At 74.1% G+C, this 22,031-nt stretch carries 17 protein-coding genes, 1 pseudogene and 1 riboswitch; of the genes and pseudogenes, 11 read left to right on the top strand and 7 right to left on the bottom strand.

The features are described 5' to 3' along the window. Window positions 1-2: 2 nt before the first annotated feature. Entirely contained in the window at window positions 3-1,364 is a 1,362-nt protein-coding gene (locus tag ACFQE5_RS07925) for a hypothetical protein (protein ID WP_379584172.1), read from the top strand. After that, window positions 1,361-4,921, top strand: a complete 3,561-nt coding sequence (locus tag ACFQE5_RS07920) for an ATP-binding protein (protein ID WP_379584171.1) — start codon at window positions 1,361-1,363, stop codon at window positions 4,919-4,921. The genes ACFQE5_RS07925 and ACFQE5_RS07920 overlap by 4 nt, the downstream gene beginning before the upstream one ends. Before the next feature lie 10 nt (window positions 4,922-4,931). Here ACFQE5_RS07920 and ACFQE5_RS07915 read toward each other — a convergent pair whose 3' ends face one another. After that, window positions 4,932-5,588, bottom strand: coding sequence for a TetR/AcrR family transcriptional regulator (locus ACFQE5_RS07915; protein ID WP_379584170.1), 657 nt, complete (start codon window positions 5,586-5,588; stop codon window positions 4,932-4,934). Window positions 5,589-5,696: 108 nt separating this feature from the next. Here ACFQE5_RS07915 and ACFQE5_RS07910 point away from each other — a divergent pair, with 108 nt between their 5' ends. The 6 genes and pseudogenes from ACFQE5_RS07910 to ACFQE5_RS07885 all read left to right on the top strand — a co-directional run bounded on the left by ACFQE5_RS07910 (window position 5,697) and on the right by ACFQE5_RS07885 (window position 11,591). Further along, a complete protein-coding gene (locus ACFQE5_RS07910; RefSeq protein WP_379584169.1) occupies window positions 5,697-6,905 on the top strand; it encodes an acyl-CoA dehydrogenase family protein in 1,209 nt (402 codons plus the stop codon). After that, entirely contained in the window at window positions 6,902-8,011 is a 1,110-nt protein-coding gene (locus tag ACFQE5_RS07905; protein ID WP_379584168.1) for an acyl-CoA dehydrogenase family protein, read from the top strand. The genes ACFQE5_RS07910 and ACFQE5_RS07905 overlap by 4 nt, the downstream gene beginning before the upstream one ends. Before the next feature lie 8 nt (window positions 8,012-8,019). Next, window positions 8,020-8,692 (top strand): annotated as a pseudogene (locus ACFQE5_RS07900) (enoyl-CoA hydratase-related protein). Window positions 8,693-8,954: 262 nt separating this feature from the next. Then, window positions 8,955-10,001, top strand: coding sequence for an ABC transporter substrate-binding protein (locus ACFQE5_RS07895; RefSeq protein WP_379584167.1), 1,047 nt, complete (start codon window positions 8,955-8,957; stop codon window positions 9,999-10,001). Continuing rightward, the gene (locus tag ACFQE5_RS07890) at window positions 9,968-10,765 is read left to right on the top strand and encodes an ABC transporter permease (protein WP_379584166.1); all 798 of its coding nucleotides are present in this window, start codon (window positions 9,968-9,970) and stop codon (window positions 10,763-10,765) included. The genes ACFQE5_RS07895 and ACFQE5_RS07890 overlap by 34 nt, the downstream gene beginning before the upstream one ends. Further along, window positions 10,758-11,591, top strand: a complete 834-nt coding sequence (locus ACFQE5_RS07885) for an ABC transporter ATP-binding protein (protein WP_379584165.1) — start codon at window positions 10,758-10,760, stop codon at window positions 11,589-11,591. The genes ACFQE5_RS07890 and ACFQE5_RS07885 overlap by 8 nt, the downstream gene beginning before the upstream one ends. Here the strand turns inward: ACFQE5_RS07885 and ACFQE5_RS07880 are convergent. From ACFQE5_RS07880 to ACFQE5_RS07870, 3 genes are all read right to left on the bottom strand, one after another. Beyond that, window positions 11,555-12,469: an IniB N-terminal domain-containing protein gene (locus tag ACFQE5_RS07880; protein WP_379584164.1), complete on the bottom strand. Its 915-nt coding sequence runs from the start codon at window positions 12,467-12,469 to the stop codon at window positions 11,555-11,557. The genes ACFQE5_RS07885 and ACFQE5_RS07880 overlap by 37 nt on opposite strands. A gap of 420 nt (window positions 12,470-12,889) precedes the next feature. Continuing rightward, window positions 12,890-14,839 carry a YhgE/Pip family protein gene (locus tag ACFQE5_RS07875; protein WP_379584163.1) on the bottom strand — a complete coding sequence of 650 codons (1,950 nt, stop codon included), beginning with the start codon at window positions 14,837-14,839 and terminating at the stop codon, window positions 12,890-12,892. A gap of 3 nt (window positions 14,840-14,842) precedes the next feature. Further along, window positions 14,843-15,574 (bottom strand): ATP-binding cassette domain-containing protein, encoded by a 732-nt coding sequence (locus tag ACFQE5_RS07870; protein ID WP_379584162.1) that lies wholly within the window; start codon window positions 15,572-15,574, stop codon window positions 14,843-14,845. Window positions 15,575-15,700: 126 nt separating this feature from the next. Here ACFQE5_RS07870 and cbiE point away from each other — a divergent pair, with 126 nt between their 5' ends. Genes cbiE through ACFQE5_RS07855 form a run of 3 tightly spaced genes read left to right on the top strand, consistent with a single transcriptional unit; the run spans window position 15,701 to window position 18,407 of the window. Next, window positions 15,701-16,915, top strand: a complete 1,215-nt coding sequence (cbiE, locus tag ACFQE5_RS07865; protein ID WP_379584161.1) for a precorrin-6y C5,15-methyltransferase (decarboxylating) subunit CbiE — start codon at window positions 15,701-15,703, stop codon at window positions 16,913-16,915. Next, complete coding sequence (gene cobM / locus ACFQE5_RS07860) at window positions 16,912-17,655, top strand: precorrin-4 C(11)-methyltransferase (protein WP_379584160.1); 744 nt, start codon at window positions 16,912-16,914, stop codon at window positions 17,653-17,655. Before cbiE ends, cobM begins: the two co-directional genes overlap by 4 nt. Then, on the top strand, window positions 17,652-18,407 hold the full coding sequence (locus tag ACFQE5_RS07855) for a cobalt-precorrin-6A reductase (protein ID WP_379584182.1): 756 nt from the start codon (window positions 17,652-17,654) through the stop codon (window positions 18,405-18,407). The genes cobM and ACFQE5_RS07855 overlap by 4 nt, the downstream gene beginning before the upstream one ends. On the opposite strand, the gene ACFQE5_RS07850 is transcribed toward ACFQE5_RS07855, so the two are convergent. Genes ACFQE5_RS07850 through ACFQE5_RS07840 form a run of 3 tightly spaced genes read right to left on the bottom strand, consistent with a single transcriptional unit; the run spans window position 18,395 to window position 21,790 of the window. After that, window positions 18,395-19,903 carry a precorrin-2 C(20)-methyltransferase gene (locus tag ACFQE5_RS07850; protein ID WP_379584159.1) on the bottom strand — a complete coding sequence of 503 codons (1,509 nt, stop codon included), beginning with the start codon at window positions 19,901-19,903 and terminating at the stop codon, window positions 18,395-18,397. The two genes, ACFQE5_RS07855 and ACFQE5_RS07850, sit on opposite strands and share 13 nt — an antisense overlap. Window position 19,904: 1 nt before the next feature. Then, the gene (locus tag ACFQE5_RS07845) at window positions 19,905-20,531 is read right to left on the bottom strand and encodes a precorrin-8X methylmutase (RefSeq protein ID WP_379584158.1); all 627 of its coding nucleotides are present in this window, start codon (window positions 20,529-20,531) and stop codon (window positions 19,905-19,907) included. Then, complete coding sequence (locus ACFQE5_RS07840) at window positions 20,528-21,790, bottom strand: precorrin-3B synthase (RefSeq protein WP_379584157.1); 1,263 nt, start codon at window positions 21,788-21,790, stop codon at window positions 20,528-20,530. Before ACFQE5_RS07840 ends, ACFQE5_RS07845 begins: the two co-directional genes overlap by 4 nt. A 96-nt stretch (window positions 21,791-21,886) precedes the next feature. Then, window positions 21,887-22,009: riboswitch (cobalamin riboswitch) on the top strand. Window positions 22,010-22,031 lie beyond the last annotated feature (22 nt).

The following is a 22,031-nucleotide window of genomic DNA, read 5'->3' as shown; positions in this document are numbered from 1 at the left end:
CGATGCCGGGACGAGCGGCCGGAAGCCCGGCGACGACCCGGATGATCGTGGCCAAGACCCTGCGCCTGTTGCTGGTCGGTTCCTTCGTCGCCGTGGTGTTCCTCGCGGTCATGGCGGTGGCGGGGCTGGTTCTGGGAATCGAGCAGCTGAACCTGTTGGCGCCGTTCGCGGCCGCCCTGGTGGCCGCGGCCGGGCTCGGCCTCGTGCTGGCGCCGATCGACCGGTTGGTCGAGCAGCTGACCCAGCACCGCCAGACCACGCCGTACTCGGCGCTCGCGGCGGCGGCCGCCCGGATCCGGGCGGGAACCCTCGCCGAGGCGCTGCCCGGCCTCGCCGAGGTCCTTGCGGAGGGGACCGGCGCGCGGCGGGCCGTGCTGTGGCTCGCGGTCTCCGACCGGCTGGTCAGCGCGGCGGTCTACCCCCCGGAGCCGGTGACGGCCCGGCATACCGTCGACAACCTCGGGGTGCTGCTCGCCCGTCCGGACACCGACCATGTCGTCCCGGTTCTCGACGGGCCGGTGCTGCGCGCCGCCCTGGCGATCGGCAAACCGGGCTCCCCGATCACCCCGGCCGACCAGCAGCTCATGCAGGACGTCGCGAACGGTGCCGGCCTGCTGCTGCGCGGCGTGGCGCTCAACACGGAGCTGGAGCAGCGAGTCCGGCGGGCGGCCGAGCTGGCCGCCGAGCTCCAGCAGTCCCGCCAGCGGCTGACCAACGCCCGCGACGTCGAGCGGCGCAGGCTCGTCACCGAGCTCTCCCACGTCACCACCGATCGGCTCGCCGCGCTGCACCGGGAGCTTGCGGTGGCCCGCGCCGCGCTCACCGACCGCCCCGTCGATCTCGGGCGCGCCGGTGGAGCGCTCGCCCGGGCCCGTGCGGGGCTTGACGAGCTGCTCGAGCGGTTCCGGGTGATCGCCCGGGGCGTGTACCCCGCGGTCCTGCGCGATCAGGGGCCGGCCGGCGCGCTCGACGAGCTGGCGGCCGATCTGCCGCGCCCCATCCGGCTCACCGGCGGGCCGATCGAGCGGCTGGACTGGGAGGTCGAATCGGGGATCTACTACCTCACGGCATCGGCGATGCAGCATCTGGCGGGACTCCCGGCCGAGGCGACGCTGCGGGTCCACCTCGAACACACCGAGGGGAGGCTGGCGGTGCGGATCACGGATCCGGCCCTGCCGACATCCATCGACGAGGTGCGCACCGCGCTCGCCGACGATGTCGAGCGGCTCGCGGCGCTGGGTGGGGAGCTGGAGCTGACCGAGGACGGCAGCGGGGGCGCCGTGCTCTGCGCGAGGCTGCCGGACCAGCTCCACCCGGCGGTCGAGCAGCTGGGCCTGCGGGCGCTTGCACCGGGGCCGCGATGACGTTCTCGACGGCCGCCACCGCCGCGCGGCCCACGGCCCGGTCCGCGGTCACCCCGCCGGGTACGGCGCCGCGCGAGTCGTGGCTGGTGACCGGTGGGTACGCCGGGCTGCTCGTGCTCGTCGCGGCCGTGACGCTCGGGTGGCTGGGCGTCGGCGCGATCGTCGCCGCCGCGTCGTACCAGCCCGAGGTTGCCGCCGGGTTCACCGAGGCGGCGCAGTCGGGCAACGCCTGGGCCCGCGGGGTGCTCGCCGCGATCCCCCGCAGTGAGCCGCTCGACCAGGTCGTGGCCGACTATGCCTTCAGCGTCCTGAACCTGCTCATCGCGCTGCTGCTGCTCGTGCTGGGCCGCCGGGTCTGGTTCATCCGGCTGCTGGTCATTGCGATGATCGGATCCGCGGGCGCGTTCAACCTCCAGGCGCATGCGGCGGCGGTCGCGGTGCAGATCCCGACCGGACTGTCGATGGGCACGGTGCACCAGATCGTGCTGCACGGGGTGGCGGGGGCGGCCTACATCCTGGCGATCCTGGTGTTCCCGAGCTCGCTGTGGCGGTTGCAGCCCGACTCCGGCCTGACCCGGCGGCTGCTGCTGATCGCCGGCGTCGGCGCGGTGCTCGTCGCCGGGTTCAGTACCGCGTTGCTCCCGCACACCACCAGCTGCGTGCTGCTGTTCGGCTTCGGTGTGCCGCTGGTCGGCTTGGTCGTGCTGCCGCGCCGGATCCGGCGCGGCCCCACCGCCGGGCAACGCACCCAGGCCAGGCTGCTGTTCAGCGTGCTGGCCGCCGCCTTCGCGACCACCGTCGTTCTGGGTCTGATCACGCTGCTGCTGTTCGTGCTGGGCTGGCCCGGACTGATGGTCCACGACCCCACCGCGGGCGGGGAGCACGGCCAGCCGACGGGGCTGCTGTTCTGGTTCGCCCGGCTGGCGGCCGCGGCGATCGCGGGCGCGGTGCTCGTCGCGAGCCGGCGGACCCAGCTCTGGACGGCCGAGCGGATGTTCAGCCGCGGCCTCGCCACCGCGCTCGTCGTGACGCTGCTCGGCGGCGGGTATGTGGTGGTCAGGGCGGTCACGATCGACGCGCTCGCCGGTGCGCCGACCGTCGCGTACGCCCTGCCGACGGCGCTGGTGGCCCTGGCCGCCCTCCCGTTGTACGTCCGGGTCGAGCGGCTGGTGGACCGGTTGCTCTACGGCACCCGGCCGACCCCCTACAGCGTCCTGGCCGAGGTCGCGGCGCTGTCGCGGGCGACCTCGACCGACGCGCCGGACCTGACCCGGATGGCCGAGGCGGTCGCTCGTGGGCTGGGTGCCACCTCGTGCTCGCTGACGGTCTTCCGCCCGGGGCTGCGCGACCGGACCTACGGGTGGTCGGACACCGGGTCTGCGCCGTCGGAGGACGATCTCGTCGCGGTCCCGATCCGGTACGGCGCGGAGGAGATCGGCCGGATCTCGGTCGACCGGGGCGCCGTGGCGGGGCTGCACGCCGAGCGTGCGCACCTGCTCGCCGACATCGCCGACAACCTGGGCGTCGTCCTGCAGGCGAGCCGGTTCGGGATCGAGCTGGAGCGTCAGCTGCGGGCCGCGGTCGCGCACACCGAACAGATCGCGGTCTCCCGCCACCGGGCGGTCGCCGAGATGGACGCCGAGCGACGGCGTATCGAGCGCGACCTGCACGACGGGGCGCAGCACCACCTCGTCTCGCTGAGCCTGACCCTCGGGCTGGTCGAGCACCAGGTCGCGACGGGCGACCTCGGCCAGGCGCGGCAGCATCTCGACCAGGTCGACGAGCAGCTGGGTACCGCCGAGGCGGTGCTCGCCGAGACCGCGACCGGGGTGTCCTCGACCGCCCTGTCCGCACACGGCCTCTCCGCCGCGCTGACCGCCGATCTCGCGTCCGGTCCGCAGCCGGTCGCACTCGACACCGACGAGGCCGTCTCCGGGCGCCGGTACCCGGACGAGATCGAGACGGCGGTGTACTTCTGCTGTCTGGAGGCGGTGAACAACGCGCGCAAGCACGCCCCGGGCGCGGCGATCCGGGTGCGGCTGGCGGAGACCGACGGTCGCCTGACGTTCACCGTCCACGACGACGGGCCCGGGCTCGCCCAGGATCGCGATCCACGCTCGGCCGGGCGGGGGTTGCGCAACGTCACGACACGGATCAGCGCCGTCGGTGGGGTGATCGCGGTGCGGTCCGCTCCTGGCGCCGGGACGAGCGTCGAGGGCTCGGTGCCGGTTCCGCCGCCCCCGCCGCCCCCGACGGCCGGGGCGAGCACGACCCCCGCCCCGGGGCAGGCGCCGGCAGCCACGGCGTCCCCGCCGAAACCGGCCGTGCCGCCACCCGTCCGGGCCCCGCGACCCACGACGGCCGAGCCCGCGCTCCTCGACCAGGTCCGGGAGGCCGTTCGCACGGCCGGACGGCTCTACCCGGATGGTCCCCGGCACGAGGCGGTGCGTGAGATCGGCGAACGGCTGGAACGGCCGCTGCGGATCGCCGTCAGCGGACCGCCCGGCTCCGGAGTCTCGACCCTGGTGACGGCACTCAACGGGCTCGCCGCGACGACGGGTGCCGATCCGCAGCACTCGTCCATGATCGCCGTCGAGGCGCGGCGGGGCGGCACTGCCGACGCGGCCGTGCTGCTGATCCGCGCCGATCATCCCGAGGATCTTCCGGCGCTTGCCGCGGCCCGGGAGGGGCTGCGGTCGGTACCGGCGATCGGGGCGCTGAGCAGGGCCGACGAGCTCGGCGGCGGCGGTCCGGACGCACTGGAGCGGGCGCACCAACTGGCCAAGGAACTGGCGGCCGACCACCGGGTCGCCCGGGTGTGCCCCGTCGTGGTGCCGGTCGCCGGGGTGCTCGCGCTCGGCAGCGCGGCCCTGGGCGAGCAGGACCATCGGGCGCTGGCGCTGCTCGCCGGACCGCAGGGGGGCACGGATGCCGGGGCCGCCCTCGAGCCCGGCGAGGTCGCCGGGACCGCCCGGCGCCGGTTGCACGGCCTGCTCGGTCCCTTCGGCACGTGGCTCGCGATCGAGCTCGTCGCCTCGGGCGCGGCACCGGATGTCCGGGCGCTCGCGGAGACTCTGCTGCAGGCCAGCGGAGTCCCGGCGGTGGGCGAGCTGCTCGCGGGCTGGTGCGTCCGGCGGGCCGGGGCGCTGCGGGCCAGGACCGAGTTGGCCGAGCTCGACGCGCTGGTCCGGTCGGGGTCTGCGGCCGACGAGGCGGGCCGCCGACTGCGGTACGAGATCGACCGGATCCGCGCGGGGGAGCATGAGCTCGCCGAGATCGAGTTGCTGGACGTGCTGCGGGCGGGCGAGCTGCCCCTGCCGGAGGACGAATGCCGCGCGGCCGAGCGGCTGTTGGGGGCGGCGGGTACCCAGCCGTGGAGCCGGCTCGGGCTCGCCGCGGAGGCCGGTCCGGGGGAGCTGCAGGACGCGGCGATGGCGCAGCTGGCGAGGTGGCGACAGCGGATGTCGCATCCGGCGTCGACGAAGGCGGTGCGCGACGGAGCCGAGGTGCTGATCAGGATCTGCGAGGGCCTGCTGGTTCCGGTGGGTGGCGGGTAGCGCCGCGGCGCTACCCCCCCCCCACGTCCGGGGCCGATCCGGCCCGGTGCTCGACGATCCGCATCGCGATCGCCGTGTAGCGGTGCACCAGGTCGGGCAGGCCGAGCGGGCCCCGCGGGTCGTACCACTGGGCGATCGCGTTGCAGGCGGCCTCGATCGCGCGGCGGGCGTCGTCGGGGTGTTCGCAGCCGAACACACCCTGCGCGACCCCCGCGTCGATGATCTCGGCCCACAGGCGAGTCGCCGACCGGCGCAGCCCGTCGAGCCGCTCGCGGTTGACCGGCTCCAGATTGCGCCACTCCTGGGCCGCGATGCTGCTCTCGACGCGATGGCGCACCCGGAACTCGACCGCGGCGGCGACCATCGCGCGGAGGCGGTCGGCCGGATCGTCGCCCGACCGGCCGAGGGCGATCTCGCACAGGCGGAAGTAGGCCTGCGCGCTCTCCTCGATGAGCGCGGCGAGCAGGTCCTGCTTGCTGGGATGCCAGTAGTAGAGCGCCGAGAGGCTCAGCCCGGCTCGCCTGGCGATGTCCCGGATCGAGGCGCCGTGGTAGCCGCGTTCGGCGAAGATCTCGCGGGCAGCGCCGGAGATGGCGTCGCGGCCCGCGCCGCGGGGCACGGCCGGAGCCATCCGTGGATCGGCGGCGGACCGGTCAGAGGGACCCATCGCGACAGCATAGGAGCGATTCTCGGCGCAACGCCCATTGCCGGCTTAACGAGTGATCAGTAGGTTCGGACGCGGGTCTCGGGTCGAGGACGATCGAGGTGATGCGCCGTGGCCGAGGGGCTGGGGGAGTACCGCGCGGGTGTGCGGTCGTGGCTGCGTCGCCACGCACCCGGGCCGATGCGCGGTCTCGACCCGGCCGAGCACCTGCGTCGCGCCAAACAGTTCCAGGCCGCGTTGTCCGACGCCGGGTACGCCGGTATCACGTGGCCGCGGGAGGTCGGCGGACAGGGACTCGGCGCGGCCGAACAGCAGGTCTTCAGCGAGGAGGCCGCCGCGTTCGAGCTGCCCGGCCATCCGTTCATGATCGGCCTGGGGATGTGCGGCCCCACCCTGGTCGATCTGGGCACACCTGCGCAGAAGGCGCGCTACCTGCCGCGCATGCTGCGGGGGGAGGAGATCTGGTGCCAGCTGTTCTCCGAGCCCGGCGCAGGCTCGGATGTGGCGAGCCTGCAGACCCGCGCGGTGCGGGACGGCGACGGCTGGATCGTCAACGGTCAGAAGGTGTGGACCACCAACGCCCAGCTGGCCGACTTCGGCGCCGTGCTCGCCCGCACCGACCCGGACCGGCCCAAACACGCCGGCCTGACCATGTTCATCCTCGACATGCACGCGCCCGGGGTGACCGTGCGGCCGCTGCGGGACATGTCCGGCAAGGCCCCGTTCAACGAGGTGTACCTCGACGACGTGCGGATCCCGGCCGACGCGGTGATCGGCGAGGTCAACGCGGGCTGGCAGGCCGCAGTGACGATGCTCGGCCACGAGCGGGTGTCGATCGGCGCCGCTCGGCCGTCGCGCAGCAGCGCGCTGACCTACGACGCACTGGTCGAGCTGGCCCGCCGCACCGGCGTTGCGCGGGCGCAGCGGGAGCGGCTGGCCGAGCTCTACGCGCACGAGCGGGCACTGGAGTTGGTCAACCAGCGGATGCGGCAGCAGGCGGCTGCGGGCGAGCCGCCCGGGGCCCGCGGCTCGGTGGCCAAGCTCGCCGGGGCGCTGCTGCTGCGCCGGGCCGTCGAGACCGCGAGCGAGGTGGCCGGTGTCGCGGCGATCGCCTGGCCGCCCGGCGACCCGGGCGGCGACGAGCTCGCCCTGGCGATCAGCTCGGCCCCCGCGTCGGGCATCGCGGGGGGAACGAACGAGATCCAACGCACGATCATCGGCGAACGGATCCTCGGCCTGCCCAAGGAACCACTGCTCGACCGGGACATCGCCTTCCGCGACCTGAAGGTCGGCACCCAGCGCCCGGACGGTGCCCGATGAACCTCGTGCCGAACGCTGAACAGCAGCAGCTGCGTTCGGTCGTACGCACGTTCCTCGCCGACCAGGCCCCGTCCGCGACGGTGCGGGCCGCGATGACCTCCGAACGGGGCTACGACCACGGACTGTGGCTGCGCCTCGGCGGGGAGCTCGGTCTGCTCGGCCTGGTGGTGCCCGAGGCGCTCGGCGGGTCCGGCGCCGGTCACGTGGAGCGCGCGATCGTGGCCGAGGAGCTCGGGCGCGGGCTCATCCCGTCGCCGTTCCTCGGCTCCGCGGTGCTCGCCGTCGATACCCTGCTCGCGCTCGACGACGACGGCGCCCGTACGGAGCTGCTGCCGCGCCTGGCGTCGGGGGAGCGGATCGGGACGGTCGCCGTCGCGGAGGGCGGGGCCTGGGACCGGGCCGGTGGCGCCACGACCGCGACCCGCCGGGACGGGCGCTGGACGCTCGCCGGGACCAAGACCCCGGTGGTGGCCGGCGCGGAGGCCGACCTGCTGATCGTCTACGCCCGCACCGCGGACGGACCGGGCTGGTTCGCCGTCGACGCCGACGCCCCCGGGCTCTCCCGCACGGTTCTGGCCGGCCTCGACCCGACCCGGCGGCTCAGCCGGATCGCCTTCGCGGACACTCCCGCGCGCCCCCTGACGAGCATCGACCCGGCGGCGGCACTGGACCTCGTCGCCGATCTCGCCGCGGTTGCGTTGGCCGCCGAACAGGTCGGCGGCCTGCAACGGGCCATGGAGCTGACGGTCGACTACGCGAAGGTCCGCATCCAGTTCGGCCGCCCGATCGGCTCCTACCAGGCGGTCAAACACGGCTGCGCCGACATGTACTGCGCGTGGGAGCATGCCGTCGCGGTGCTGCGGTACGCCGCCTGGACCGCCGACCACGACCGGGCCGAGCTGCCGCTGGCGGCGGCGCTCGCCCAGGCCTACATCGGACCCGCCTACTTCGCGGTGGCGACGGCGATGGTGCAGTACCACGGCGGGATCGGCTACACCTGGGAGCACGAGGCGCAGCTGTACTACAAGCGTGCCAAGGGCTCCGAGCTGCTGCTGGGGACCCCGGCGCAGCACCGCCGCAGGCTGGCGGACCGGCTGGGGCTCTAGGCCGTGCCGTGACCGGGTACTCCGAGATCCGCTACGGCGTCGCCGACGGCATCGCGACGATCACGCTGCATCGGCCGGACCGGCTCAACGCGTTCACCACCACCATGGCCCGCGAGCTGGTCGCGGCCTTCGATGCCACGGACGCCGACGACGACGTGCGGGTCGTGGTCGTCACGGGCGCGGGCCGGGGCTTCTGTGCCGGTGCGGACCTTCGCCGCGGAGTCGGCCCGCTTCGGGTTCGTGTTCACCCGCCGCGGGCTGGTGCCGGAGGCCGCGTCGAGCTGGTTCCTACCGCGGGTGGTCGGCATCTCCCAGGCAATGGAGTGGGTGGTCACCGGCCGGGTGTTCGATGCCGCCGAGGCACTGGCCGGGCGGCTGGTCTCGCGGGTGCTGCCCGACGGCGAACTGCTGCCCACGGCGCGCGCGATCGCCGCCGAGATCGTCGCCCACACCTCGCCGGTCTCGGTGGCGCTGTCCCGCAGGATGCTGCGGTCGATGCTCGGCGCCCCGACCCCGTGGGAGGCCCACCGGCTCGACTCGGCGGCGATCCACCGGCTCGGCCAGGGCCCGGACGCGGCGGAGGGCGTCGCAGCGTTCCTCGAGAAGCGGGCACCGCGGTTTCCCGGCCGGGTCGGCGACGACCTCGACATCGTGCCGGAATGGCCGGCGAATCCGTTCTGATCGGGCCACCGGCAGCGCCGTGCGCCACCGGGTCGAACCGGTCGGCTGGGTCGAGTCGATCGGCCCGCCACCGCTGGGCGCCGGCACCAGCCGGTGGTGCGCGGGCACGTGGCCGCCGGGCCCGTCGGTGGTCTTCTGCGCCCCTGGCGCGTATCGTGATCCGGACCGCGGGAGCACTCACGTACCGAGGCTGAGAGGACGGCAGGACCGGCCGTCGACCGTTCGCACCTGACCCGGTTAGCACCGGCGTAGGGAGGAAACGGTGGGTATCCCCGAGCCGACCCGATCCAGGATCTGGCGGATCCTCGCGGTGTGCGCGGCGCTGGTGGTGGTCCTCAGCGGCTGCGGCGACGCGACCAGGGCGGACGCGGGCGGGACCCCGTCCACGATCCGCATCGCGTTGGACTGGACGCCGAACACCAACCACACCGGACTGTTCGTCGCCCAGCAGCGAGGCTGGTTCACCGACGCGGGCCTCGACGTCCAGTTCCTGCCCTACAGCGGGACCTCGCCGGACACGCTCGTCGGCTCGGGCGCCGCGGAGTTCGGCATCAGCTTCCAGGACTCGTTCAGCGTCTCGAAGGCGGCGGGCGCGGACATCACGTCGGTCATGGCGATCCTGCAGCACTGGGCGAGCGAGATCGCGGTGCGCGCGGACCGGACCGACATCAACTCGCCCAAGGATCTCGACGGCAAGGTCTACGGCGGGTTCGGTGGGCCCGGCGAGGACGCCAAGATGCGCGCGGTGATCAGGGACGCGGGAGGTCAGGGCCAGTTCACCACGGTCGTGCTGGGCACCTCGGCGTATGAGGCGCTCTACGCCGGAAAGGTCGACTTCACCGAGCCGTTCGTGACCTGGGAGGCCATCGACGCGCAGCTGCGCGGCCAGCCGCTCAAGACCTTCGCCTACACCGACTTCGGCTTCCCCGACGCCTACAGCGTGCTGCTCATCGGCAACGGCCGATGGCTCGCCGAGCACCCCCAGCAGGCCAGGGCGTTCGTGCAGGCCGCCCAGCGCGGCTACCGGTTCGCCGCCGACGACCCGGTGGCCGCGGGCACGCTGCTCATGGACGCCAACCCCGGCGCGTTCCCCGAGCCCGAGTTGGTCACCCGTAGCCAGCAGCTGATGAGCGAGCGGTACCTGCGCGACCCCTCGGGCCGGGTGGGCACCCAGACCCTGGCCCGGTGGGCCGGGTTCTCCGGGTTCCTCTCCGACGCCGGCGTCCTGCTCGACTCGAGCGGACAGCCGTTGACCGTCCGTCCCGACTTCGCCACATGGTTCACCGACGAGTACCTGGCGGCACCCTGACCAGGGGGCTGCGGCGCGCGCTGCCGCCGCTGGTCGTCGTCGCCGCGCTGCTGGTGGGCTGGCAGTGGTACGTCACGGCGAGCGGCATCGCCCCTCAGGTGCTGCCCTCCCCGCTTCGCGTGGTCGAGCAGGGCTGGGCCTATCGCGATGTGATCTGGGCCAACACGGTCCCGACGCTGCAGGTGACCGGTATCGGGTTCGGGGTGTCGCTGGCGCTCGGCTGGGCGTTGGCGATCGTCGTGGACTTCTCCGGGTGGCTGCGCCGCGCCCTGGTGCCCTTACTGGTGGCCTCGCAGACGCTGCCGATCATCGCGATCGCCCCGTTGCTGATCATCTGGTTCGGCTTCGGGCTGCTGCCCAAGGTCGTGGTCATCGCTCTGGTGACCTTCTTCCCGGTCGCGGTCGGGCTCATCGAGGGCTTCGGCTCGACCGATCGGGAGGCCTCGAACCTGTTGCGCAGCATGGGGGCCGGGCGCTGGAAGGAGTTCCGTTACGTACGGCTGCCCGGGGCGATGCCGTACTTCTTCACCGCCCTGCGGATCGGGATCACCTACGCGGTGACCGGTGCGATCTTCGCCGAGTACGTGGGCGCCACGTCCGGGCTGGGCATCTTCATGAACCAGCAGAAGAACTCCTTCCGCACCGACCTGGTGCTCGCCGCGGTGGTGGTGGCGGCGGCGATCAGCGTCGCGCTGTTCGCGCTGACCTACCTGGTGCAGCGGCTCGTCATCCCCTGGTACGCCACGGAGCGCCGACGTGCGTGAGATCCGCGTCGAACATCTCGCCAAGAGCTTCGGGACGCTGCCGGTGCTCGCCGACGTGTCCCTGCGGGTGGCGCCCGGCGAGTTCGTCTCGATCATCGGGCCGAGTGGCTGTGGCAAGAGCACCCTGTTCAACGTCCTCGCCGGGCTCGTCGCTCCCGACTCCGGCCGGGTACTCGTCGACGGCGCGCCCGCCGACAGGTCCGCGTTCGGCTACATGCCGCAGAAGGACCTGCTGTTTCCGTGGCGCACCGTGCTGGACAACGCGGCGCTCGGACTCGAGGTCGCCGGGATGCGCAAGCGGGCCGCCCGGCAGAAGGCGCAGGCGCTGTTCGAGCCGTTCGGGCTGACCGGCTTCGAACGGGCGCGGCCGAGCCAGCTCTCCGGTGGGATGCGCCAGCGCGCCGCGCTGCTGCGCACCGTCGTACAGGACCGGGACGTGCTGCTGCTCGACGAGCCCTTCGGCGCCCTGGACTCGCTGACCCGCACCGGGATGCAGGAGTGGCTGGAGGGGGTGCGGGCCAGGTACGGCTGGACGGTGCTGCTCATCACCCACGACATCCGCGAGGCGGTGTTCCTCTCCGATCGGGTGGTGGTGCTGGGCCCGCGCCCGGCGACCGTGTGCGACGAGGTCGAGGTGGGGCTGCCGCGCCCGCGCACGGTCGAGATTCTCACCAGGCCGCGGTTCGGCGCAGCCGAGGCGGAGGTGCTCGCCGCGCTGCGCGGGCCCACGCGGGGGTGTCCCGGCACCACGGCCCCGGTGAGCCGTGGTGCCGGGAGCGGACGTTCGCGTCAGACGTGGAAGTGGCTGTTGTCCGACAGCACGTGAAGCGTGTCGTGCGAATCGGTGGTGTCGGTGTTGTGCGACGCCAGCTCCGTGTGGTCGTGGGAATCGACGGCGGTGTCGTTGTGCGAGGCGGTCTCGCTGCTGTCGTGGCTGTCGGTAAGGCTGTGGTTGTCGGTGTGGGTGCTGGAGTCGTCGTGGCTGTCGGTGTGCGTGTCGCTGGTCGTCTGGGTCGCGGTACTGCCATGGTCGGCGGTGTTGATCGCACCCTTGCCGAAGTTGTTCAGTTCGTTGTGGCTGTCGGTGTCGGAGCCGGTCGCAGTGCCGGTGCCGGACACGGCGCTGCCGTGGTCGGCGGTGACGCCCGTGAGGCTGCTGACATCACCCCTGCCGAATCCGGTGGTGTCGTTGTTGCCATCGACGGTGTTGTTGTGGTCGCCGACCACGTTGTGATCGCCGGTGGTGATCGGGCCGTGGTTGTCGCCGCCGATGGCCACCGCGCCGTCGCCGGTGGCGTTGGTCGGGTGCAGGTCGAGCCGCTGGTCGAAGTCGCCGCCGTCGGTGTCGACGTGCTGATGGAACGAGTTGTCGATGTTCGTCTGGCGCGCGTCGAGATAGTTGTTGGTGATGTAGTTGTTCAGGTAGCGCACGGCCTGGTCGTGGGCGTCCTCCCCGTGGTGGTGTGTGACCGGTGGCGCCGGGGTCAGGTGTGCGGCCTCGGTCTGGCCGTGCTGGTGGCGCGCGTACTCATGCGGCTCGTTGTCGGCGGCGAGCACGATCGCGTCGTGCACGTCGTCGGCGGTCAGGTGGTCGAGCCCGCAGTCGGCGAGGAAACCCTTCGGGTCGTCGACGAAGGCGGCCTTGGCCGCCGGGTCGTTGAGCAGCGTGAGGAGCATGTCCAGCAAGGAGACGGGCGCGGCCATCTGATTCCTCCCGAGTGTGTCGCCGGCTCCGGGTGAGCCGGCCTTCGGGGCGGAACGCTAGGGCGGCGAAAAGGCCAGGGAATCGGGGATCGCACGCAGTCCTGCGGCCCCGCTCGTCCCTTTTGCGGGCTCCTTCCGATAGGGGGACTGGGAGAAATCCCGATAATTTTGAAATGAGGGGGTGGAAGGGGCTAACGCGCTCTCCGTGCGGAGCGATAACGCGACTTCCGTTAAGTGTTTTCGGTCGTGCGGCGTGCTTCCTCAGTATTGCCCAGTTCGTTCGATATTGCAATTGGTTTGCCCAGTCGGCGACCTGATTGGCGGTGACTTTACCGAATCCTTTCCGAAACGCGAGAGTCGTGGGCCGGCGGGGTCCGAGACGGCGTGCCGCAGGAGAATCTCTTTGCCTGGGCTCGACCGTCAGAGCACCAGTTCGGGTTTGAGCTCGGCGATCGACCAACACCGCTTGCGGGCCGTGGCGACCACACCGAGCACCAGCGCGACGATCAGAAACCCGGCGAGCACGGCGGCGTCGCCGAGCAGGTGGGCGCCGCTGCCGCCACTGATCGTCACCCGCAGCCCGTCGACGAGATAGCTCATCGGCAGCACCGGATGCAGCGCCCGCAGCGGCGCGGGCAGCGTCTCCACCGGGTAGACCCCGCCGCAGGAGGTCAGCTGCGCGATCAGCAGCACGAGGAGCACCGCGTTGGCGACCCCGCCCAGCCAGATCCGCAACGCGTGGGCGATCGCGATGAACGTCGCCGCGGCGAGCGCCAGCAGCCCGAGGTTGGCCCAGACGTGCACGGGGTCGAGCCCGAGGCCGAACTCGACCACCCCGTACAGCAGCGCGGTCGCGACGAGGGCACCGAGGGCGGCGGGCAGGTAGCCGGCCAGCGCGACCGGAACGTTGCCGAGCACGCTCGCCCGGGCCCGCGCCGACAGCGGCTGCAACAACAGGAACGCCACCATGCCGAAGACCCACAGCGCGATGGCGAAGAACATCGGCGCGATGCCCCGGCCGTAGACGCCGGCTGGGTTGAGGTTCGTCAACCCGACGTCGACCGGCGCGGCGAGCGTCGCCGCGTCGCGCCGCTGCTGGTCCGGGCTCAGCACCGGAAGCTCGTCGAGGGCGCCGGTGAGCCCGGTCGCGAGGGCGTCGGCCCCGGCCGAGAGCTGGACGGCCCCCGCGTCGAGCCGCTGTGCGCCGGACTGCGCCTCGCCGAGACCCGCGTCGAGCCGGGCGGCGCCGTCGGCGACCGCGGCCGCTCCGGCGGAGAGACGTCGCACGTCGGAGGCGGCCTGCCGGACCCGCTGCTGCAACTGCGGGGTCTCCCCGGCCAGCGTCGTCATCCCTGCCGCGACCGTCGCCGTCGTGTCCCGCAGCCGATCGGCGCCGGTGGAGACCTCGGCGGTCCGCGCCGCCGCCCGGTCCGCCGCCGCGACCGCGGCCTGGTAGGCCGGCTGTGCGGCGACCGTCGGGTCGGCCCGTCCCAGCTCGGCCAGGGCGGCCCGCACCGAGTCCGCGCCGCCGTCCACGGCGGCGGCCGCGTTCGCCGCCGTCGCGGTCAGCTCGGCCGCGCCGGTCGCCGCGCGGGTGGCGCCGGGCCCCACCGTGGGGAGGGCGTCGGCGATCCGGTCGGCCGCCGGTCCCACCGCCGCGGCGATCTGCCCGACGCCGTCGGCGACCTGGCGGGCGCCGGGGGCGAGCTGCTGGGCGCCCGTCTTGAGCTGCCCGATCCCGTCGACCAGCGCGCCGGTGCCGGCCGTGAGCTGGTGGGCGCCGTCGCGCAGCCGGGTGGCCCCGTCCGCGGCCTCGGTCATCCCCGCCCGCAGCCGGTCGAGGTTGCCGAAGACCGACTGGAAGTAGGCGCTCACCGCGGCCGCGTCGATCTGGTTCTCCAGCTTGGACTGGACCGTCTGGGCCATCTTGCCCACGACGTACCCGTTGGCGTCGTTGAGCACGATCTGCATCGACGCCCGCTGCGGGGTTCCGGTGGCGCCGCTGGCGAGCTTCGCGCTGAAGTCCGGCGGCACCGAGATCAGGAAGTAGTAGTCGCCGTCGTGGACTCCGCGGTCGGCCTCCGCGGCGTCCACGAAACGCCAGTCGAAGATCGGGTCGCGGCGCAGCTCGGCGACGAACAGCGCTCCGGCGTCGACCTGTTCCCCGTCGACCGTCACCGGGCGGTCCTCGTTCACCACCGCCACCGGGATCCGGTCGAGCCGCTGGTAGGGCTCCCAGTTCGACCACAGGTACAGCGCGCCATACAGCAGTGGCACGCAGACGGCGAACACGAGCGCCATCCGCTGCAGCGGGGTGCGGAAGCGGCGCAGCTCCAGCGCGGCCAGGCCGAAGACTCGTGGGGCAGGCACGTCTCACTCCTTCTCGTGGCGGCCACGCCGGGCCGGCAGGGGCGGGCCGTCGCTGCCGGAACCGAGGTCCACGAGCACGTCCGCGCCGGGCAGCGGAACGCTGTCCGTGGCGGCGACCGCCGTACCGGCGGCGGTCACCGAGCCGAGCGCGGCGTGGGCGCGTGCGCAGTCGGCGCTGGTCAGCCCGGCCGACAGGTCGTCGACCACGATCAGCGACGGCCGTGTCGCGGTCGCCAGCGCGACGGCCAGCAGCAGCGCCTCGACCGCGGGCAGGTCCTCGACCAGGTCGGACGGCTCGACCTGCAGGCGAAGAAGCGCCGCGGCCGCGCCGAGGTCGACGCTGCCACCGAACCGGGCGCACTCGGTCAGGTGATCACCCACGGTGAGCCCGGGTTCGAGGCCGATCGCGCCGCCGATGCGGGCCACCCCGACCCGTCGCCGAACCTCCGCGGGCCGCCGCGCCCCGGCGACGGCGAGCCGTCCCGTGGTGAGCGCGGCGCGCCCGGCGAGCGCGAGCAGCAGCATCGACCGACCGCTGCCCGCCGGGCCGTGGATGCCCAGCAACCCGCCCTCGGGCAGCTCGGCGCTCACGTCCCGGAACACCCAGCCGCGCCGGGTCCGCAGCCCGAGCCGGTCGGCCCGCAGCGCCGGGACCGGTGGGATCGGCACCTCGGGCGGCGTGGGGTCGGGTGCGGGAGGCGTCTCGGGCAGGGGCCCGGGGGGCAGTTCGGACACGCCACATATTTTTGACGCCGGACCCGCGCCCGCACGCCGCGGGCGTGCGACGTCACGGGGCGGGGCTCGTCACGGTCCGCGGCTCGCCGGTTAGCGTGCAGTCCGGTTGCGGTGAGAGGGGCAGGGGTGAACGCGACACCGGTGACGGTCGTCGGCATCGGGGCCGAGGGATGGGACGGGCTGGGCGGTGCCGCCCGCGAGGCGGTCACCGCCGCCGAGGTCGTGCTGGGTGCCCCGCGCCAGCTCGCGCTCCTGCCCGCGACCGTGGCGGCGGAACGGGTGACCTGGCCGTCGCCGATGCTGCCGGCGCTGCCCGCGCTGTTCACGGGCCTGCACGACCGGAGGGTGTGCGCGCTGGCGAGCGGCGATCCGATGTTCTTCGGGCTGGGGGCGACCCTGGCGCGGCTGCTGGGTCCGCAGCGGCTGCGGGTGCTGCCGGTCCCCTCCTCGGCGGCGCTGGCGTGTGCGCGGCTGGGCTGGGCCGCCGAGGAGGTCGAGACGGTCAGCGTCGTGGGCCGCCCGCTCGCCGCGGTCCGCCGCCAGCTCGCCCCCGGGCGCCGGATCCTGGTGCTGTCCGCCGGTGCCGACTCGCCGGCGCAGCTGGCCGCGCTGCTGGTCGGCGACGGCTACGGGCCCAGCGAGATGACCGTGCTGGAGCAGCTCGGCGGGCCGGCGGAGCGGCGGCTCGACGGCACCGCCCGCCACTGGTGCCACCCGCCCGGTGACGCACTCAACGTGGTCGCGGTGTCGTGTGTGGCCGATCCGGGCGTACGGCTGCTCGGCGAGGTCCCCGGGCTGCCCGACGAGGCCTACGAGAGCGACGGCCAGCTCACCAAGCGCGAGGTGCGGGCGGTGACCCTCGCGCATCTGGCCCCCCGGCCCGGTCAGCTGCTGTGGGATGTGGGTGCCGGGGCGGGCAGCATCGCGATCGAGTGGATGCGCGCGCACCGGTCCTGCCGGGCGGTCGCGGTGGAGTCGCATCCCGAGCGCGCCGCGGCGCTCACCCGTAACGCCGAGGCGCTCGGCGTGCCCGGCCTGCAGGTGGTGACGGGTCGCGCCCCGGCCGCGCTGGCCGGGTTGCCGGCCCCCGACACGGTGTTCCTCGGTGGCGGGGTGACCCGGGACGGGGTGCTGGACGCCTGCTGGACGGCGTTGGGGCCCGGCGGGCGGCTGGTGGCCAACGCGGTGACCCTGGAGGCCGAGGGTGTGCTGGCCGCCGGGCAGGCCCGGCTCGGCGGGTCGCTGGTGCGGCTCGCGGTGCAGCGGGCGAGCCCGCTCGGCGGGTTCACCGCGTGGCGGCCGGCGATGCCGGTGACGATCTGGAGTGTGGAGAAGCAATGACGGTTCACTTCATCGGCGCCGGGCCGGGCGCGCCGGACCTGCTGACGATCCGTGGCCGCGACCTCATCGCCGTCTCGCCGGTCTGCCTGTTCGCAGGCAGCCTGGTGCCGCCGGAGATGCTCGCGTACTGCCCGCCCGGGGCGCGCAAGATCGACACCGCGCTGATGACGCTCACCGAGATCGTCGAGGAGATGGTGCGGGCCCACGCGCACGGGATGGACGTGGCCCGGCTGGCGTCCGGGGACCCCTCGGTGTTCTCGGCGATGGCCGAGCAGATGCGCCGGCTGGACGCGGCCGGGGTGCCCTACGACGTGTGCCCGGGCGTTCCGGCCTATGCCGCCGCGGCGGCGGCGCTGCGCCGGGAGCTCACCGTCCCGACCGTCGCCCAGACGGTGACGCTGACCCGGATCGCCGCGCGGGCGACGCCGATGCCGGAGGCGGAAGGCCTGGCGGCGCTCGGCACGGCGGGGGGGACGCTGGTGCTGCACCTGGCGGTGCACCGGATCGACGAGCTGGTCAAGGAGCTGGTCGGCAGCTACGGACCGGACTGCCCGGCCGCGGTGGTCGCCCACGCGAGCCGCGAACACGAGATCGTGCTGCGCGGGCGGCTCGACGAGATCGCCGGCGCCGTGCACGACGCCGGGATCCAGCGCACCGCGGTGATCATCGTCGGGCCGGCGCTGGCGGCCGAGCAGTTCCCCGACAGCCATCTCTACTCCGATGCGAGGTGCCGATCCTGATCCGGCTGCTGATCCTCGGCGGGACATCGGAGGCGCGGCGGCTGGCCGGGGCGCTCGTCGACGCCCCGGGGCTGGAGGTCGTCTCCTCGCTCGCGGGGCGGGTGCGGACCCCGGCGCTGCCGCCGGGCGCGGTCCGCATCGGCGGTTTCGGCGGACCCGAAGGACTCGCGCAGTGGCTGCGGGACAACGGGATCGACGCCGTCATCGACGCGACCCATCCATTCGCCGCCCGGATGACGGCGGGCGCGGCGGCCGCGTGCGCCGCGACCGGGGTGCCGCTACTGGTGCTGCGCCGTCCGGGCTGGACCGCGGGCCCTGGCGATGACTGGCACTGGGTGGACTCGCTGTCCGAGGCGGCGGCGCGGCTGCCCGCGCTGGGCTCGCGGGTGTTCCTGACCACGGGCCGCCAGGACCTCGCCGCCTTCGCGCGGCTCGACCTGTGGTTCCTCGTCCGGTCGGTCGATCCGCCGGAGCCGCCGGTACCGGCGCGGATGCGGGTCCTGCTCGACCGTGGCCCGTTCCGCGTCGAGGAGGAGCGCGCCCTGATCCGGGAATACCGCATCGAGGTGCTGGTGACCAAGGACAGCGGGGGGGCCATGACCGCCGCCAAACTCACCGCCGCCCGCGAGGCGGGGATCCCGGTGGTCGTGCAGCGGCGCCCGCCGCTCCCGGCGGGGGTCACCGCGGTCCCCACCGCGAAGGACGCCCTGGCCTGGATCCGGGCGCTGCGGGGAGCGGGTCAGCGGGAGTAGTGGCGAGGGGTGAAGACCGTGGTGCGCCCGGCGCGCTCCACGACCCGGGTGGTCGAGGAGCCGATGATCAGCAGGGTGCGCATGTCGACCTGCTCGGGGTCGAGCTCGGCGAGGGTTGTGACGACGATCCGTTCCCCGCTGCCACCGACGTCGCGACCGAGGACGACCGGGGTGTCGGCGCGGCGGTGTTCGAGGAGCAGGTCGCGGGCGGCCCCGACCTGCCACGGCCGGGCCTTCGAGCGGGGGTTGTAGATCGCGATGGCCAGATCGGCCCGCGCCGCGGCGACGAGCCGCTCGGCGACCACGTCCCACGGCTTGAGCCGATCCGACAGCGAGATCATCGCGAAGTCGTGGCCGAGCGGAGCGCCGACCGCGGCCGCGACGGCCTGCGCCGCGGTGAGGCCGGGCAGGACCCGGACCGGCACGTCGCGGTACTTCGGTTCGGCGGCGACCTCCAGCACCGCGCTGGCCATCGCGAACACCCCCGGGTCACCGGCGGAGACCACGGCGACGCGGCGGCCGGACGCGGCGAGGTCGAGGGCGAGCGCCGCGCGCTGTGCCTCCACCCGGTTGTCCGACGGGTGGCGGGTCTGCCGCGGGTTGGGCGGGACCCGATCGAGGTAGGGGCCGTAGCCGACGAGGTCGTCGGCCACCGCGAGCGCGGCCGCGACCTGCGGGGTCAGCCAGTCGCGTCCGGCCGGGCCGGTGCCGACCACCACGACCTCCCCGGCGCCGCCGAGCGGCACCGGCGCGGGTTCGGGCACCGCGGTGGCGATCTTCCCGGGCAGCAGCGCGATGGCGAAGTAGGGGACCGAGTCCGGGTCGACGTCGGCCAGCGCAGCCGTGCGCTGACCGTCCATCGTGGCCCGCTCGACGTAGTGGGCCTCGTCGAGGCGGCCCGCGTCGGCCAGGGCGCCCCGCACCTGGGTGAAGGTGCGGCCGAGCTTCACGACGGCCGCCGAGTCCGTCTCGGCGAGCCGCCGGGCGAGCTCCTCGCGTGGCAGCGTGCCGGGCAGCACGGTGAGGATCTCGTCCCGTTCGACCAGCGGTGCGCCCAGCGCGGCCGAGGCGCCACTGATCGAGGTGATGCCGGGGACGACCTCGGTGCGGTAGCGGTGCGCGAGCCGCTTGTGCATATGCATGTAGGAGCCGTAGAAGAGCGGGTCGCCTTCGGCGAGCAGCACGACGTCACGGCCCGCGTCGAGATGCGCGGCGAGCCGCCCGGCGGCCTCGGCGTAGAACTCGTCCATGGCGCCGCGGTAGCCGCCGGGATGGTCGGTGGTCTCGGTCGTGACCGGGTAGACCAGCGCCTCCTCGATCTGGTCGCCGCGCAGGTGCGGCTCGGCGATGCTGCGGGCGATGGATCGGCCGTGCCGGGCCGCGTGGTAGGCGATGACGTCGGCCGCGGCGATCAGCCGTGCCGCTTTGAGGGTCATCAGTTCGGGGTCGCCGGGGCCGAGCCCGACGCCGTACAGCGCGCCCGTCGTGGAACTCATCTCACTCCCGCTCGTCGGCCAGCGCGTTGAGCGCGGCCGCGGTGATCGCCGAGCCGCCGCGGCGGCCGTGAACGACGAGATACTCGAGGTCGGTGCGCGCGGCGAGGGCCTGTTTGGACTCCGCAGCGCCGATGAACCCGACCGGGATGCCCAGGACCGCGGCGGGCCGCGGTGCCCCGGCATCGATCATGTCCAGCAGGTGGAACAGGGCGGTGGGGGCGTTGCCGATGGCGACCACGGCCCCGTCGAGGTGGTCGCGCCACAGCTCCACGGCCGCGGCGGAGCGGGTGGTCCCCAGCCGGGTGGCCAGGGCCGGGACGCGCTCGTCGCGCAGCAGGCAGAGCACCTCGTTCGCGCGCGGCAGCCGGGCGCGGGTGACCCCGGAGGCGACCATCATCGCGTCACACAGGATCGGTGCGCCGCCGCGCAGGGCGGCGCGTGCGGCGGTCACGATGCCGGGGGAGTGTCCGATGTCCGTGACGAGGTCGACCTGGCCACAGGCGTGGATCATCCGGACGGCCACGTCGGCGACGTCGGCGGGTAGGCGCGACAGGTCGGCCTCCGCGCGGATCGTGGCGAACGACCGCCGGTAGATCTCCGCGCCGTCGCGGATGTAGGTGCTGCTCACGGTGCTCCTCCGAGAGTGGTGCCGAGTACGGCCACCGGCACCGGTGTGCCGTCGACCCGGTAGCCGTTCGCGGTCGCGACGACGTCGGTGTGCGGGCCGTGCGGGGCTCCGCAACGCCGCTCGCAGCCGGCGAGGTGGATCCGCACTGCGCGGGGCAGCGCGCCCGCCGCGAGCAGCGCGCGGGCGTCGGCGCGGACGTCGGCCAGCGCCTTGGCACATCCCGGCCGGCCGGCGCACGCGCTCACCCCGAGCGCCGGGTCGTCCGGCTCGACGATCAGCCCGGCCGCCGCCAGGGCGGTCGCCGCCTCCTCGGCGGGCTCGGCCAGGACCAGCGTGCGCCACGGCGTGACGAGGACGGTGGGTGCCAGGTCGGCCAGCAGCCGCAACCCCGCCGCGGACAGCTCGCCCAGCCGGGGGGCGACGCCCAGCGCGGGCCCGGTGCCGATCCGGCCGACCGTCGCGCGCTCCGCTCCACCCCCACCGTGATCGTCGTTGGGGAGCCGGCCGCCGCGCTCACCGAGGTTCGCGCCGCCCAGACGCTGATCATGATCGGGGAGGTCGGGGCCGGCCGGAGCGCCGGGTCGGCTCAGGACGGCCGCGATCCGGGCCGCGGCGTCGGGGATCTCGTACGTCCGCCAGGCCGGGCCCCCCATGCCCCGACCAGGCCCCCGCACCAGCAGGAACGCTTCGGCGGCCGCGAGCAGCAGGTCGACGGCGTCGCCGATCGGCACCCGAAGCCCGGTGTCCGCACCCGCGACCAGCAGCGCGCCCACGGTCGGGTCGGACGCACGCCAGCACAGGTCGGGAGCCTCGGCGGCGACGTCGCCGCGGCCGTCGTCGAGGGCGAACAGGAACCGCCCGGGCAGCGCCGCAAGCCCGGGCCGAGCGCACAGGGCCGCGTCGAGCGCCGCGGCCAGGCCACGCACATCGGCCAGCCCGCCGTGGATGCCGCTGAGCGGGGAGGCGAGAACGTTGCGGACCCGCTCATGGGCGGGCGAGGGCAGCAACCCGGCGGTGCTGAGCCGTCGGATCAGCCCGGGATCGTCCCGGTCGAGGCCGCGCAGCTGCAGGTTGCCACGCGAGGTGAGGTGCACCGCGCCGTCAGCGAGATCTTCGGCACAGTCGGCGAGCGTCCGGAGCTGGGCGGCGCCGATGACCCCACCGGGCAGCCGGATCCGTGCCAACGCACCGTCCGCGGCGTCGTGCACGGCGAACACGCCGGGACACGCGTCGGGTCCAACACGGATGGGGGCAGGCACGCCGTCACTGTAAACACCCGTCCGATCGGGGCCCGGCTTGACGGGTGGCCCACCGGTTGCCGACAGTGGACGCACAACTGCATGGGCGAGCGGAGCCAGGAAGCCGGTGCGAGTCCGGCGCGGTCCCGCCACTGTCACCGGGGAGCGGACCCCGCACACGGCCACGGGCGCCACGCCGGGAAGGCCGGGGCGAGCGACGATCCGGGAGCCAGGAAACTGACCTGCCCGCCCCATCCCTCCG

Origin of the sequence: Pseudonocardia hispaniensis (assembly GCF_042658695.1) — a bacterium.
GTDB lineage: Bacteria > Actinomycetota > Actinomycetes > Mycobacteriales > Pseudonocardiaceae > Pseudonocardia > Pseudonocardia hispaniensis.
This window is presented reverse-complemented; position numbering and strand designations above follow the sequence as displayed.